The organism is Flavobacterium sp. TC780 (genome assembly GCF_056783245.1).
In genome coordinates this window covers 10,807-25,058 of sequence record NZ_JBXBAV010000093.1, presented here as the reverse complement: position 1 = coordinate 25,058, position 14,252 = coordinate 10,807, and the positions used below count along the sequence as shown (strand labels likewise).

Genomic DNA, 14,252 nt, shown 5'->3' with positions numbered 1-14,252 from the left:
GTTTTTTATGATAATTTACTAAAATCCATAAATAAAGAATTCCAACGGTGTCCATCTAAATCTGCAAAACCACAACCGTACATCCAACCTTGATTCAAGCTTGGAGCTGCAAAAACATTCCCTCCTGCTTCCTGAACTTTTTTAGCAAGTGTATCTACTTCTTCTTTACTTTCAGCATCTATAGAAATTAATACCTCCGAGCTTATTTTTGTATCTGTTACTTTGTTTTGAGAGAAATCTGTAAACATATTCTCTTCAAAAAGCATTATCACAAATTTACCTTCACCAACAAGCATACAAGTTGATTTTGGCGTATCATGCTCTTCATTGAATGAAAAACCTATTTTCGAGAAAAAGGCTTTCGATTTTGCTACATCTTTTACTGGCAGATTGAGCCATATCTGTTTTGCCATTTTTTTGATATTTTAAGTTAATATTTTAAACCATATAAGTTATATAAGACAATTAAGGCTATGCTTATATTTTTACCTCAAAGGCATTAAGTCACGACGTTTTTTGCATATTTGAGAGAAGCCTTATAGTCTTTGTCTCTTTGAACCTTAGTCGCTTCCTTAATTAATTACTCTCGACATAACTTTTAAAATTATTTAGAATCGCTTGCCATCCACCACGTTGCATTTCTTCTGAATTTTCTGTCTCTGGATCAAAACTTTCTATTACTTCCACTCCGTTTGGAGTCTCTCTAAAAATAATTTCCACCTTTCTCCCATCTCCAATTACATATTCAATAGCTTCATTTTCTTTCACTAAGGTATACTCTCCTTCAAAATCAAAACTCATACTTCCATCTCTAGCTGCCATTGTAGATTTAAATTTACCTCCTGTTTTTAAATCATTCTCAGCGTATGGTGTATGCCATTCTGGTGATGCGCTATTCCATTCTTGTATGTGTTTTGGAGTTGTCCATATTTCCCAAACTTTAGCTATTGGTGCTTTTACTATACTCTTAACTGTTATCATATTTAATTAATTAAAATTATACTTTATAAATTGAACCTTAATTTTTCGGAGCTTGACTTTCATCCATGAAAAATATCTCCCAATGATGTCCATCTAAATCCAAAAAGGCTTTTTGATACATCCAACCATAATCTTTGGTTTCCATATATTCAATACCGCCAGCTTTTACAACTGCTGCAATTATTTCATCTACTTTTTCTCGACTATCAACAGATAATGCCATTAAGATTTCGGTTGTGGTTGCTGTATTGCAAATTTGTTTTTTAGTAAAAGTTTTAAAAAACTCTTCTGTCAAAAGCATTGCAAATATATTTTCTCCGATTTCTAAACAAGCTGCTTTATCATCTGTGAAATTCAAATTAAATGTAAAACCTAATTCCGTAAAAAAAGTCATACTGCGATTTAAATCTTTTACTGGAAGATTTAAGAAAATTTCTGTTTTCATTTTTATATAAATTTACAAATTATTTAAAGCAAATTTATAGTAATCACCTAGTCTTTAGACTATAATAAAAGTCATTTTTTAGGGTCATTTGAGACAAAAAAACTATTTTTGTATCAGCTATTTTAGTAAAAAAAGAGAAATAATCAGTAAAAAATTGGAATGATCGTTCCGCATGACTATAAATTATTAAGTATTGCAGCCATTCTTGAAGTCTTTGAAACTGCTAACAAATTACATCCTGAAGGTAAAAAACCGTTTGAAATATTCCTTTTTCAATCGTCTGAACAAATGGAGCAAGAAAAATTATTTAATTATAAAGTTAATTCTATCCAATCCTCTGATGAGAAACTTGGACTAGTTTTAATTCCTGCATTTACCACTGATGATATGAGAGGAATGATTGTGAAAAACAGCCATTTTATTCCTTGGCTAAAAAAACAACACTCGTTTGGGGCAGAAATAGCCAGTTTTTGTACTGGGGCTTTCTTTCTTGGTGCTTCGGGATTACTAGATGAAAAGTTAGCTACAACTCATGTTGATGCCTGTAGTGCTTTTAACCAATCGTTTCCTTTAGTAAATTTAAAACCCGAAGAAACATTAACCGCTGATGGAACTCTTTATACAAGTGGCGGATCAACTTCTTCTTTTCATTTATTGATTCTTTTAGTTCAGAAATATTGCGGAAATGAGGTTGCTGTACAAATTGCTAAAATTTTTGCCATTGATTTAAATCGCCACAAGCAAAGTTATTTTAGCACCTTTCGTCCTAATCATTTGCACAATGATGCTCTTGTTGCTCAATTGCAACACAAAATAGAAAACGAATACAGCACAATAGAAAAACTAGAAGAGATTACTAAAGACATTCCGACTAGTAATCGTAACATGACTCGAAGATTCAAACAAGTAGTTGGCATTCCTCCTATAGAATATTTGCAAAACATTCGTGTAGAAAGCTCTAAGAAGTACCTAGAGCAGACACAACTTTCTATATCTGAAATTATTGAAAAAACGGGTTATAACGATCCCAAATCTTTTAGAAAAGTTTTTCACAAAATGGTCGGAATGAAACCCATAGAATATAGAGAGAAGTTTAGAGTGAGATAAAAAAAAACCTGCTCAAATAAATGAACAGGTTAAGATGGATCTTTGATAAAGTTTTAAAATTTGTCAAAGATATTTCAAGATTTACGAAGCAATTTCTAATCGTTTCAGTAAATTTTTATTCAATGTTTCTTTGGCGTATTCTTTATCAATCTCTAATGTTTTAACATCTGAACTTGGTAAATCGTACATAGCGTCTGTTAAGATTGCTTCGCATAACGAACGCAGTCCACGTGCTCCTAATTTGTATTCTAAAGCTTTTTCTACAATAAAATCTAATGCTTCATCAGTAATCGTAAATTCTACTTCATCCATTAAAAACAATTTTTGATATTGTTTGATTAATGCATTTTTAGGCTGAGTAAGAATTGCACGCAATGTTTCTCTATCCAAAGGATCCATATGCGTTAAAACTGGTAAACGACCAATGATTTCTGGAATCAATCCAAAATCTTTGATATCTTTTGGGATGATATACTGCAATAGATTGTCTTTATCGATATTATCCACATTTTTAGATGTACTATAACCAACTGCCTGACGATTTAAACGTTTTGAAATAATACGTTCCACTCCATCAAAAGCACCTCCGGCAATAAACAAAATATTTTGTGTGTTTACCTCAACAAATTTTTGGTCTGGGTGCTTACGTCCTCCTTTTGGTGGTACATTTACAACCGTTCCTTCTAATAATTTCAATAATGCTTGTTGCACACCTTCTCCCGAAACATCGCGCGTTATTGATGGATTATCGCTTTTACGAGCAATTTTATCTATTTCATCAATAAAAACGATTCCTCTTTCGGCTTTAGCCACATCATAATCGGCAGCTTGAAGCAAACGTGTCAAAATACTCTCTACGTCTTCTCCAACATATCCTGCTTCAGTTAAAACGGTAGCATCAACAATTGCCAAAGGAACATCTAACATTTTTGCAATAGTTTTTGCCACTAATGTTTTTCCTGTTCCTGTTTGACCAACCATAATGATGTTACTTTTTTCGATCTCTACTTCGTCATCCAACTGTTGTTGCATTAAACGTTTGTAGTGATTGTAAACTGCAACCGACATTACTTTTTTGGTTTGATCCTGACCTATTACATATTGATCTAAAAATGCTCTAATTTCTTTTGGTTTCTTTAATATTAAATCACCAACTAATTTTGAGCTTCCGCTTGATTTTAATTCTTCTAAAACAATTCCGTGCGCTTGTTCGATACACTTATCACAAATATGTGCATTAATACCAGCAATTAATAAATTGGTTTCTGGCTTTTTTCTCCCACAAAACGAACATTCTAATACTACTTTTGCCATTTTTTATATCAAGTTTCAAGTTTAAGGTTCCAAGTTGCTAATGTTAACTTGAAACCTTAAATTTGAAACTATTTTTTTTATCCTCTTCTCAAAACTTCATCAATCATTCCGTACTCTTTAGCTTCATCAGCAATCATCCAGTAATCGCGTTCGCTATCTTTATGTACTTTATCAAAAGTTTGTCCTGAATGCTGAGAAATGATATTGTATAATTCATCTTTTAGTTTCAACATTTCACGTAAATTGATTTCCATATCTGTAGCAACTCCTTGTGCTCCTCCAGATGGCTGGTGAATCATTACTCTTGAATGTGGCAATGCCGAACGTTTTCCTGCTGCTCCTGCACATAATAAAACAGCTCCCATAGAAGCAGCCATTCCTGTACAAATTGTAGCTACATCTGGTTTAATATATTGCATTGTATCATAGATTCCTAATCCTGCATACACACTTCCTCCTGGAGAATTTAGATAAATCTGAATATCCTTAGATGCATCTGCACTTTCTAAAAATAATAATTGTGCCTGAACAATATTTGCGATTTGATCATCAATTCCTGTTCCAAGGAAAATAATTCTGTCCATCATTAATCTTGAAAAAACGTCTAACTGTGAAATATTCAACTGACGTTCTTCTATAATATATGGAGTCATATTAGTTGGAGTCATTGCACTTACGATTTTATCGTAATACATAGCATTCACTCCTTGGTGCTTTGTAGCAAATTTTTTAAATTCTTTACCGTAGTTCATATTTTTTTGTTCTAAGTTGTACGTTACTATATTATATATCTTATTTAATCAAAGGTCATACCTCTTTATAAACAATGCCAATATGTCTTATTTTAAATTTGAGACCTAAAAAAAGAGCGTCAAAGAAAATATTCTTTTGACGCTCAAATATACTTATTTTTTTAGAAATTATTCTCCGTAAGAAGCTGCAATAAATTCTTCGTAAGTTACTTCTTTAGTTGTTGGATTTGCTTTTTCTTTAAACAATACCAATAACTTCTCAGCTACAACTTGCTCTGAAAGTCTTTTTACTTCTTCTTGGTTTGACAATACTCTTGCAACAATTCCCTGAACTTCTTCGTCTGTTGGATTTGTTTGTCCAAATTGAGCCATTTGTTGTTTGATTGCAGTTGTTGTGAACGCTTTCAAATCTTCAAATGTAATTTGTATATTACTTTGAGCCATTGCTTTTCCTTCAATTAATTGAAAACGTAATCCTTTTTCTGATCTTGCGTATTCAACTTCAGCTTCTTCTGGAGATAATTTTTTCTCACCTACAGTTTGCAACCATTTTTTAAGGAATTCAGCTGGTAATTCAAATTTAGTGTTCTCAATTAAGAAATCTTGAACATCTGCTAATAATTTTTGATCTGCTTGTTGTGCAAATTGAAGCTCTGCATCTTCTTTAATTTTTGCTTTCAAATCTTCTAATGAAGCTACTTTTCCTTCACCAAAAAGTTTATCGAACAATTCTTGGTTTAATTCTGCCAATTCAGCTCCGTTGATAGCTTCGATAGTAAAGTTAACATCTACATCTAAACCGTGAACATCATCATGACTTACTTTTAAGTAATCCATTAATTGGTGATCATCTTCGAATAAACCTTTAGTATTTACAGTTACAACATCTCCAACTTTTTTACCGATGAATTTATCCGCAGTTTTTTTATCTTTAAAGATAGAAAGTGAAATTGTTGTAGTATTGTTGATTCCTTTTTCTTCATTTGTAAAAGTTCCTGTAATATCAGAATCAGCTACAACTACGTCTTGAGGAATTGCTTTTCCAAATTGTTTTTGGATACGCTCTACTTGACCATCGATTAATTTATCATCAGCAGTTACGATATATTTTACGATATCATTTTTAGCTTCAAGATCAATTTCGAAGTTTGGTACTAAACCAATTTCATATTCGAATACTAATTCTTCAGCATCCCAATCAAAATTTTCGTTTACTTTAGCAAGAGGAGTTCCAAGAAGATTTAATCTTTCAGATTGTACATAACGCTCCAAAGCCAAATCAACTACTTTTTTAACTTCTTCTTGTTTTATTCCTTTTCCGTATTGTTTTTCAACAAGGTCTTTAGGTACTTGTCCTTTTCTAAAACCTTTTACAGTTGCCAAAGGCATTTTTTCGTTTAATCTTTTTTGAACTTGACCTTTGTAATCCATATGAACAACGTTCAATACAATTGTCTCATTTACTGCGTTTATTGCTACTCTTTTAATATCCATCTTCTTCTTTAATTTACATAATAAAATTGGGTTGCAAAATTATAAAATTTTTGCAACCCAACCAAGCTTTTTAATATATTGATAAGAAGTGCTTTTTACAACCCTCCCACCTCATTATTTTATCTATCTTCTCCCAATATTTTATACGTAATAGACTGTAAAATAGACAGAACAATACTAAATAGTAGTGCCGTCCAAAACGAATCGACTGTAAATCCGCCAACAATTTTGGTACAGAACAAAATAATTATAGCATTAATAGCCAGCAAAAACAATCCAAACGTAATCAAAGTAACTGGCAATGTGAACAATACTAATATCGGCTTAACAAAAACATTAAGCAAACCCAATACCACTGCAACAATTAAAGCAATAGTAAAACTAGCTACATGAACGCCTGGCATAAAATGAGCAATTAGCAATACTAAGCCTGCGGTAATCAATATTCTGAGTAGTAATTTCATTTTTTTTAATTTAAAATTTTAATAAAAGTAATAAATTTTAATGATGTGAATTGAACTGCCTCTTGTTTTATCACCATAATGCACAGAGCTCTTAGGTAGCATTACAATACTACAAACAATTATCTATTCATTTTTAAAACAAATCAGAAGCAATAAATTTTACTTAATAAAATATTATTCTTTCAAAAAGGTAGTTGTTAATTCAAAAAACATTTTAGGATTTTCAGCATGAAGCCAATGTCCTGCATTTGGAATAGTTTCCAATTTTAAATTAGGAAAATACAGACGAATCGAATCAAGATCAGAATCCTGAATATAACCTGAATTTCCACCTCTTATAAATAAAGTCGGTTTATCAAAAAACCAAACCTTCCGCCAGAGGTTTTCCAATTGCATCCAAATTTTTATTAAAAGCCTCCAGATTAAATCTAAAAGCCAACTGTCCCGGCTCTTTCCAATACAAATTTTTCAGCAAAAATTGACGTGTTCCAAAATCAGAAACATATTGTGAAATAATTTCCTCAACATCATTCCTGCTTGGCTTCAAAGAAAAATCAACTGCATTCAAACCAGCCAAAATTTCCTGATGATGTTGTTTATAAAGTTTCGGACCAATATCTGCCACAATCAATTTGTCAACTATTTCTGGATGTGTTGTTGCAAAAAGCATAGCTACTTTTCCTCCCATTGAGTGTCCAAGAACATCAATTCGTTTAAGATTATTGTCCTGACAGTATTCAAACACGTCCTGAACCATGGCTTCATAACTCCATTCATCTGAATGAAAACTGCGCCCATGATTTCTTAAATCTAATACATGAACCTGAAATCCAGCTTCTACATACTGCCCTGCCAATGTTTTCCAGTTATCAGACATTCCCAGAAATCCATGCATAATAACGAATGGCTTTCCTTCGCCTTCTATTTTTGAGTACAACATATTTATTTTAATTTTCGCAAATACATATTAACCACATTATCTAAACCAAGATAAAGTGCTTCCGAAATTAAGGCATGCCCTATTGAAACTTCTAATAATCCTGGTATATTTTGTTTAAAAAATTCAATATTATCTAAACTTAAATCATGTCCTGCATTGATTCCTAAATCAAGCTCGTTAGCTAATTTTGCAGCTACTACATAAGGATCAATTCCATTTTTGTTACCTAAACCATATTGATGTGCAAAAGCCTCTGTATATAATTCGATTCTATCCGTTCCTGTCTTTTTAGCACCTTCAATAATTTCAAGGACTGGATCTACAAAAATCGAAGTTCTGATTCCATTACGCTGAAACTCCTGTATTACTTCTGTTAAATACGATTGGTTTTTTAGTATCCCAACCTGCTGAAGATGTAATAGCTCCAACTGCATCTGGAACTAATGTTACCTGATCTGGTTTACATTCTAAAACCAAATCGATAAAATTATGTTGTGGATTACCTTCAATATTATATTCGGTATATACAATTGCTTTTAAATCACGCGCATCTTGATAACGAATATGGCGTTCATCAGGACGAGGATGTATCGTTATTCCTTGCCCTCCAAATTTTTGAATATCAGTTGCAACTTTTAATAAATCTGGCACATTTCCGCCACGCGCATTACGTAACGTTGCAATTTTATTGATATTTACACTTAACTTTGTCATATAAATGGATATTAATTCTAGTAACACTATATTTGTTACGACAAAAATACAAAGTAAAGCTTAGGAGTTTTTGCTATTTTTTGATTATTTTGCATCAAATATTGCTAATTGAATTATGACAGATATTACTAATTACATTACCAATGACTTTAGAGCTATAAATAGCCAAGAAACCATCACTTCGGTGCAGGATTTCTTTGCTGACCTAAGCTTCTCTCATTTCCCTGTTTTGGAAGACGGAGTATACATTGGCTGTATAGCCTCTGACGATATTGAAACTTTTGATAGTGACAAAAAAGTAATTGATTACAAATATACTCTCGAACATTTTTTTGCTCGAAACAATATGATCTGGCTAGATGTATTGGAAGTTTTTGCTAAAAACCACACTAATTTAATTCCTGTTTTAGACGAAAACAATGTTTATCTTGGATTTTATGAAATAGGCGACATCATCAATTCTTTCATGAAACACCTTTTTTAAAAGAGCAAGGTGGAGTAATAATCGTAAAAAAAGGGCTTTTAGATTATTCCATGAGTGAAATTACACAAATTGTAGAGAGTAATAATGGCAGAATCTTAGGTGCATTCGTTTCTGATGCCAATACAGACAGTATCCAAATAACCATTAAAATTAGCTTAGGGGCAATGAATGAAATTATTCAAACCTTCCGAAGATACAATTACGAAATTATATCAGAACACCAAGAAGACACATATATCAATAATTTAAAGGAACGTTCTGATTATTTAGACAAGTACCTTAATATAAAAAAATTAGTCGATATGTCAATTAGATAATTTTCACATTATGCAATTGACAAATTATCTAATTGACACATTATTTAATCAAAAAGAATGAAAGTAGCTATCTACGGACAATACTATCTAAATAGTACAGACCCAATTATTAAAGACATATTTGTTTTTTTTACTTCGAATAATGTCGAAATGGTTATCGAAGCCAATTTCTTGAAGATGCTCCATGAAAAAAAAATAATCGAAAAAGAATACAAAACTTTTTCAACTCATACTGAATTAGATAGCAGCTTTGAAATGCTCATAAGCATTGGTGGAGATGGAACTATTTTAAGAGCCGCAACATTAATCCGTAATTCGGGCGTACCTATTTTAGGCATCAATGCAGGACGATTAGGATTTCTTGCCACTGTACAAAAAGAGAACATAGCAGCATTTATGCAATTTGTAATTGATAAAAAATACACTATATCTAAAAGGACTTTATTAACCTTAACAACAGAGCCAAAAAACGAAGCAATAGAAGATCTGAATTTTGCCATGAATGAAGTTACAGTAAGCCGAAAAGATACTACTTCGATGATAACAGTAGATACTTACCTAAATGGAGAATACTTAAATTCATATTGGGCAGATGGATTAATCATATCAACGCCAACAGGCTCAACAGGATACTCATTAAGTTGTGGCGGACCAATATTAACTCCAGATGTAAACAGCCTAGTAATTACACCAATTGCACCACATAATTTAACAGCCAGACCGCTTATAATACCAGACAATACCGAGATTAAACTTCGTGTATCAGGAAGAGAAGATCATTATCTTGTTTCATTAGATTCAAGAATAGCTTCAATAAAAAACGAATCTATTTTAACAATAAAAAAAACTGATTTTAAGATAAATATGGTTGAAATTCCCGGAGAAACTTTCCTAAAAACCTTACGCAATAAACTACTTTGGGGGGAAGACAAAAGAAATTAAACTTTTTTCAAGTATACTTTATACTATTTGTAATGTTTTTCTCGTTTTGCAAGTATCGAATATTCAGTAATTGTTGAGATATTTCGTCTATAATTCAAAAAAAGACAGTTTTAACTTATTCAGCATTGATTCGTATTGATTATTATTATATTTGCACGCAATTTTTAATTAAATGAACAAAATTTTTAATTTATTGTTATGTTTCTTTTCCTTTACAAGCATGAACGCTCAGATACATGAGGTTGGTGTTTTTTTAGGAGGCAGTAACTATATTGGAGATGTAGGAAGCACAACTTATATTTCACCAGACAAGCTTGCTTTTGGCGTATTGTACCGATGGAACAAAAGCCCAAGACATGCCTATCGCTTTTCATATACACAATCAACAATCACTGCAAATGATCTAGATTCAAGAGAAGGAGGTCGAAAACTAAGAGGATATCGTTTTGACAATACTATTAGAGAACTTTCTGCTGGTCTTGAATTTAATTTTTTTGACTTTAATCTACATGAAGACAAAAGAAAATTTACGCCCTATGTCTTTTCAGGTCTTAATTATTTCAGATATGATGAGCTATACATTCAATCTGGCGAGACAAAAAAACAAAAGAACACAGGTTCATTTGCAATTCCAATGATATTAGGTGTAAAAACAAATTTAACTAGTAATTTTGTTTTAGGATTAGAGGTTGGCGCACGATATACCTTTACGGATAATCTTGACGGCAGCAATCCAGAAAATGATAATTTAAAATCATTACGTTTTGGAGACTTAAATAATAATGACTGGTATGTTTTTTCAGGAGTAACTTTAACGTATACATTTGGAAACAAACCTTGCTATTGCCCATATTAAAAAAATGAATTTAGACACACTAGATAAAACAAACTTACCACGACATTTAGCCATCATAATGGATGGAAATGGGCGATGGGCTAAACAACAAGGTTTCTTAAGAGCTTTTGGTCATGAAAATGGAACAAAATCTGTAAAAGAAACCATCGAATCCTGTGCCAAGATAGGAATTGAATATTTAACTTTATATGCCTTTTCAACGGAGAACTGGAATAGGCCAAAATTAGAGATTGAAACTTTAATGAAGATACTTATAAATTCATTAAAGAAAGAACTTGACACATTACAGAAGAACAACATCAAACTTAATGCAATTGGAAATTTAGAAAAATTACCTAAATCCGCACAAAAAGAGCTAATGGATGTTATTGAAAAAACAAAAAATAACACAAGACTTACACTCACATTAGCTTTAAGTTACGGTTCTAGAGAAGAACTTGTAAACGCTGTTAGAATCATCAGTAATAAAGTTAAAAATAATATAATTTCAATAGACACTATTGACGATTCAATTATAAATGAGCATCTTTACACGCAAAATTTACCAGATGTAGATTTATTAATACGAACAAGTGGAGAACATAGAATAAGTAATTTTTTGTTATGGCAAATAGCCTATGCAGAACTATATTTTACTAATGTCTTATGGCCAGACTTTAAAGAAAAGGATTTATATGAGGCTATCATTAGTTATCAAAAAAGAGAACGTAGATTTGGAAAAACAAGTGAACAAATTAAATGATTTTTTAGTGTTACAAAAAAGAATAAAAATAGTACTTACCTTATTGGTTTTTGGTAGTTTTTCACAAATAAAAGCGCAAGAAAGAATTCCTTTTGACCAAGGGAGAAAATATATTCTTGCTGACGTATCTGTAATTGGTAAAATAAGCTTCAATGAGCAAACTGTTGTCACTTTTTCTGGCTTACAAAAAGGACAGGAAATAACAGTTCCTGGTGAAGAAATAAGTGGAGCCATCAAAAAGCTGGGAAAGCTTGGACTTTTTGACGAAATTTCATTCTATGTAAATAGAATTGAGAATGATAGTATCTATCTAGATTTAGACATTATAGAGCTTCCTAAATTAAACGAGGTAAAATTTGTTGGTATTAAAAAAGGTAAAATTGAAGGACTAATTAAAGACAACAGTTTAACAAAAAACAAAATTGTAAACGAAAATTTAATTACAACTACTAAGAATTATATCGAAAACAAATACAAAAAAGAAGGTTACTATAACACCAAAGTGACCATTACTACTACCGCTGACACCACCTCTACAAACCAAGTAAATATGCTGGTTCGTGTAGACAAAGGAGATAAGGTGAAAATTAGTAAAATAGAATTTGAAGGTAATAAACAATTGTCAGATGCTACTTTACGAAAAGCAATGAAGGACACCAAGCAAAAGAATCCTATTCGTATTTTTAAAGCTTCCAAGTTCATCAAAGATAAATACAAGGCCGATTTAGAAAAAGTTATCGCTAATTACAAAGAAAAAGGATATAGAGATGCTCGAATATTATCGGATACTATTGTTTACGATAAAAAGAAAAATACATTAGCCATAAAAGTAGATGTTGAAGAAGGAAATAAATACTACTTTGGTGATATCAAGTTTTTAGGAAACACTGTATATACAGACCAATTATTAAATCGTTATTTAGGTATTAAAAAAGGAGAAACATATAATGGTGTACTTCTAGAAAAAAGGATTGCTGACAAGACAAAACCTGACGCTGAAGACATTACCAATTTATATCAAAATAATGGTTATTTATTCTCTAACATTAATGCTGTAGAGGTAAGAACTGTAAATGACACTATTGATTTTGAAATTAGAGTTACAGAAGGTCCAATTGCATATTTTAATAAAATCTCTGTTGTAGGTAATGACAAAACAAATGATAAAGTAATTTACCGTGAATTAAGAACTAAACCTGGTGAAAAATATAGTAAAGATTTATTAGTAAGAACAATTCGTGAAATTGGACAATTAGGATTCTTTGATCCAGAAGCAATTGACCCAAAATTCAAGAATGTAGATGCTTCTGCTGGAACTGTAGATATTGAATATAATCTTGTAGAAAAAGGATCTAGCCAGATAGAACTTCAAGGAGGTTATGGAGGCGGTGGTTTCATTGGAACTTTAGGTCTTTCATTTAATAACTTCTCTGCTAGAAATTTATTTAACAAAAGTGCCTACAAACCATTACCAATGGGCGACGGGCAAAAAGTAGCACTTCGTTTACAAGGAAGTACTTATTTCCAAACCTATAGTGTATCGTTTTCTGAACCTTGGTTTGGAGGAAAAAAACCAGTACAATTTAGTACATCGATATCATACAGTACACAGTTTTTAAATAATTACATCACACAAAAAGTAGACAGAAGCAAAAGCTTTAACATCTTAACGTTATCGGTTGGTATAGCAAAAAGATTGTCGGTACCAGATGATTATTTCGTATTATCACAATCGATTAGTTACCAACACTATGATTTGCATAATTACAATACAGGATTGTTTACTTTTGGTAATGGAACTTCAAGAAACTTAGCATATACTATTGGATTAACCAGAAGCAATAAAGGGGTAAACCCAATATTCCCAACATACGGTTCAGAATTTAGTGTTTCTGCGAAATTGACTCCTCCATATTCATTATTTAATGGAATCAATTATGCCGATTTAGGTAATCAGAAAGAATACAAATTAAGAAATACTACAGATAGAGGAAATGTTCCTGATGCAAATGGAAAAATAGTACAAATTGGTGATTTCATTGATGCAAATGGAAACAAAGTTGAGCCAGATGATTACAAAAACGCCGCTACAGATCAAGGAAAAGTTGACCAAAAGAAATTTAATTGGCTAGAATACTACAAAATTAAGTTCAAAGCTGATTGGTATACGAAAGTTTATGGTAAATTAGTACTACGAACGCTAACTGAATTTGGTTTCTTAGGAGCATATGATCAATCTAGAGGTGTAGTTCCTTTTGAAAGATTTTATTTAGGAGGAGATGGTATGGCAAACTACTCTATGGATGGTAGAGAAACAATAGCATTAAGAGGATATGAAAATGGCTCATTAACGCCAATAAGAAATGGAGAACAAATTGGGGCAACGATTTACAACAAATTCTCATTAGAATTGCGTTATCCAATTACATTGAAACAATCGGCTTCGATTTATGTGCTTACATTTGCTGAAGCAGGTTCATCTTACCCAAGTTTCAAAGACTATAATCCTTTTGACTTAAATCGCTCTGTGGGAGCTGGTTTACGTGTATTCATGCCAGCATTTGGATTATTAGGAATTGATTTTGGTTACGGATTCGATACATTACAGGACAAACAAAACCAAGCGGTTTACGTACGCACTTTATTATTGGACAACAATTTTAATCGTATTGGTTAAAAATTTCAAATAAAATTAATGTT

11 protein-coding genes and 4 pseudogenes are annotated in these 14,252 nt (G+C 31.8%); 6 read left to right on the top strand and 9 right to left on the bottom strand.

Features of this window, described 5'->3' with window-relative positions:
• Positions 1 to 5: 5 nt before the first annotated feature.
• The 3 genes from AC1RYN_RS09875 to AC1RYN_RS09865 all read right to left on the bottom strand — a co-directional run bounded on the left by AC1RYN_RS09875 (position 6) and on the right by AC1RYN_RS09865 (position 1,426).
• Entirely contained in the window at positions 6 to 413 is a 408-nt protein-coding gene (locus AC1RYN_RS09875; RefSeq protein WP_481806839.1) for a VOC family protein, read from the bottom strand.
• Positions 414 to 576: 163 nt separating this feature from the next.
• Positions 577 to 981, bottom strand: a complete 405-nt coding sequence (locus tag AC1RYN_RS09870) for an SRPBCC family protein (RefSeq protein WP_481806838.1) — start codon at positions 979 to 981, stop codon at positions 577 to 579.
• Between the two features lie 37 nt (positions 982 to 1,018).
• On the bottom strand, positions 1,019 to 1,426 hold the full coding sequence (locus AC1RYN_RS09865) for a VOC family protein (protein WP_481806837.1): 408 nt from the start codon (positions 1,424 to 1,426) through the stop codon (positions 1,019 to 1,021).
• A 159-nt stretch (positions 1,427 to 1,585) separates the two neighbouring features.
• On the opposite strand from AC1RYN_RS09865, the gene AC1RYN_RS09860 reads away from it, so the two are divergent.
• A complete protein-coding gene (locus AC1RYN_RS09860) occupies positions 1,586 to 2,533 on the top strand; it encodes a GlxA family transcriptional regulator (RefSeq protein ID WP_481806836.1) in 948 nt (315 codons plus the stop codon).
• Between the two features lie 81 nt (positions 2,534 to 2,614).
• On the opposite strand, the gene clpX is transcribed toward AC1RYN_RS09860, so the two are convergent.
• The 6 genes and pseudogenes from clpX to AC1RYN_RS09830 all read right to left on the bottom strand — a co-directional run bounded on the left by clpX (position 2,615) and on the right by AC1RYN_RS09830 (position 8,211).
• Positions 2,615 to 3,847: an ATP-dependent Clp protease ATP-binding subunit ClpX gene (clpX, locus tag AC1RYN_RS09855; RefSeq protein WP_481806835.1), complete on the bottom strand. Its 1,233-nt coding sequence runs from the start codon at positions 3,845 to 3,847 to the stop codon at positions 2,615 to 2,617.
• A 77-nt stretch (positions 3,848 to 3,924) separates the two neighbouring features.
• Complete coding sequence (gene clpP / locus AC1RYN_RS09850; RefSeq protein WP_035617906.1) at positions 3,925 to 4,599, bottom strand: ATP-dependent Clp endopeptidase proteolytic subunit ClpP; 675 nt, start codon at positions 4,597 to 4,599, stop codon at positions 3,925 to 3,927.
• Between the two features lie 168 nt (positions 4,600 to 4,767).
• Positions 4,768 to 6,093, bottom strand: coding sequence for a trigger factor (locus AC1RYN_RS09845; protein ID WP_481806834.1), 1,326 nt, complete (start codon positions 6,091 to 6,093; stop codon positions 4,768 to 4,770).
• 119 nt (positions 6,094 to 6,212) lie between these two features.
• Positions 6,213 to 6,557, bottom strand: coding sequence for a phage holin family protein (locus AC1RYN_RS09840; protein WP_481806833.1), 345 nt, complete (start codon positions 6,555 to 6,557; stop codon positions 6,213 to 6,215).
• A gap of 174 nt (positions 6,558 to 6,731) precedes the next feature.
• Positions 6,732 to 7,497 (bottom strand): annotated as a pseudogene (locus AC1RYN_RS09835) (alpha/beta fold hydrolase).
• Positions 7,498 to 7,499: 2 nt separating this feature from the next.
• Positions 7,500 to 8,211, bottom strand: a pseudogene (locus AC1RYN_RS09830) (pyridoxine 5'-phosphate synthase).
• 115 nt (positions 8,212 to 8,326) lie between these two features.
• Here AC1RYN_RS09830 and AC1RYN_RS09825 point away from each other — a divergent pair.
• The 5 genes and pseudogenes from AC1RYN_RS09825 to AC1RYN_RS09805 all read left to right on the top strand — a co-directional run bounded on the left by AC1RYN_RS09825 (position 8,327) and on the right by AC1RYN_RS09805 (position 14,216).
• Positions 8,327 to 9,012: pseudogene (locus AC1RYN_RS09825) on the top strand (acetoin utilization protein acuB).
• A gap of 57 nt (positions 9,013 to 9,069) precedes the next feature.
• The gene (locus AC1RYN_RS09820; RefSeq protein WP_481806832.1) at positions 9,070 to 9,954 is read left to right on the top strand and encodes an NAD kinase; all 885 of its coding nucleotides are present in this window, start codon (positions 9,070 to 9,072) and stop codon (positions 9,952 to 9,954) included.
• 172 nt (positions 9,955 to 10,126) lie between these two features.
• Positions 10,127 to 10,810, top strand: a complete 684-nt coding sequence (gene porG / locus AC1RYN_RS09815) for a type IX secretion system protein PorG (protein ID WP_481806831.1) — start codon at positions 10,127 to 10,129, stop codon at positions 10,808 to 10,810.
• Positions 10,811 to 10,814: 4 nt separating this feature from the next.
• Complete coding sequence (locus tag AC1RYN_RS09810; RefSeq protein WP_481806853.1) at positions 10,815 to 11,552, top strand: isoprenyl transferase; 738 nt, start codon at positions 10,815 to 10,817, stop codon at positions 11,550 to 11,552.
• Positions 11,485 to 14,216, top strand: a pseudogene (locus tag AC1RYN_RS09805) (BamA/OMP85 family outer membrane protein). Before AC1RYN_RS09810 ends, AC1RYN_RS09805 begins: the two are co-directional and overlap by 68 nt.
• The last annotated feature ends 36 nt before the right edge of the window (positions 14,217 to 14,252 follow it).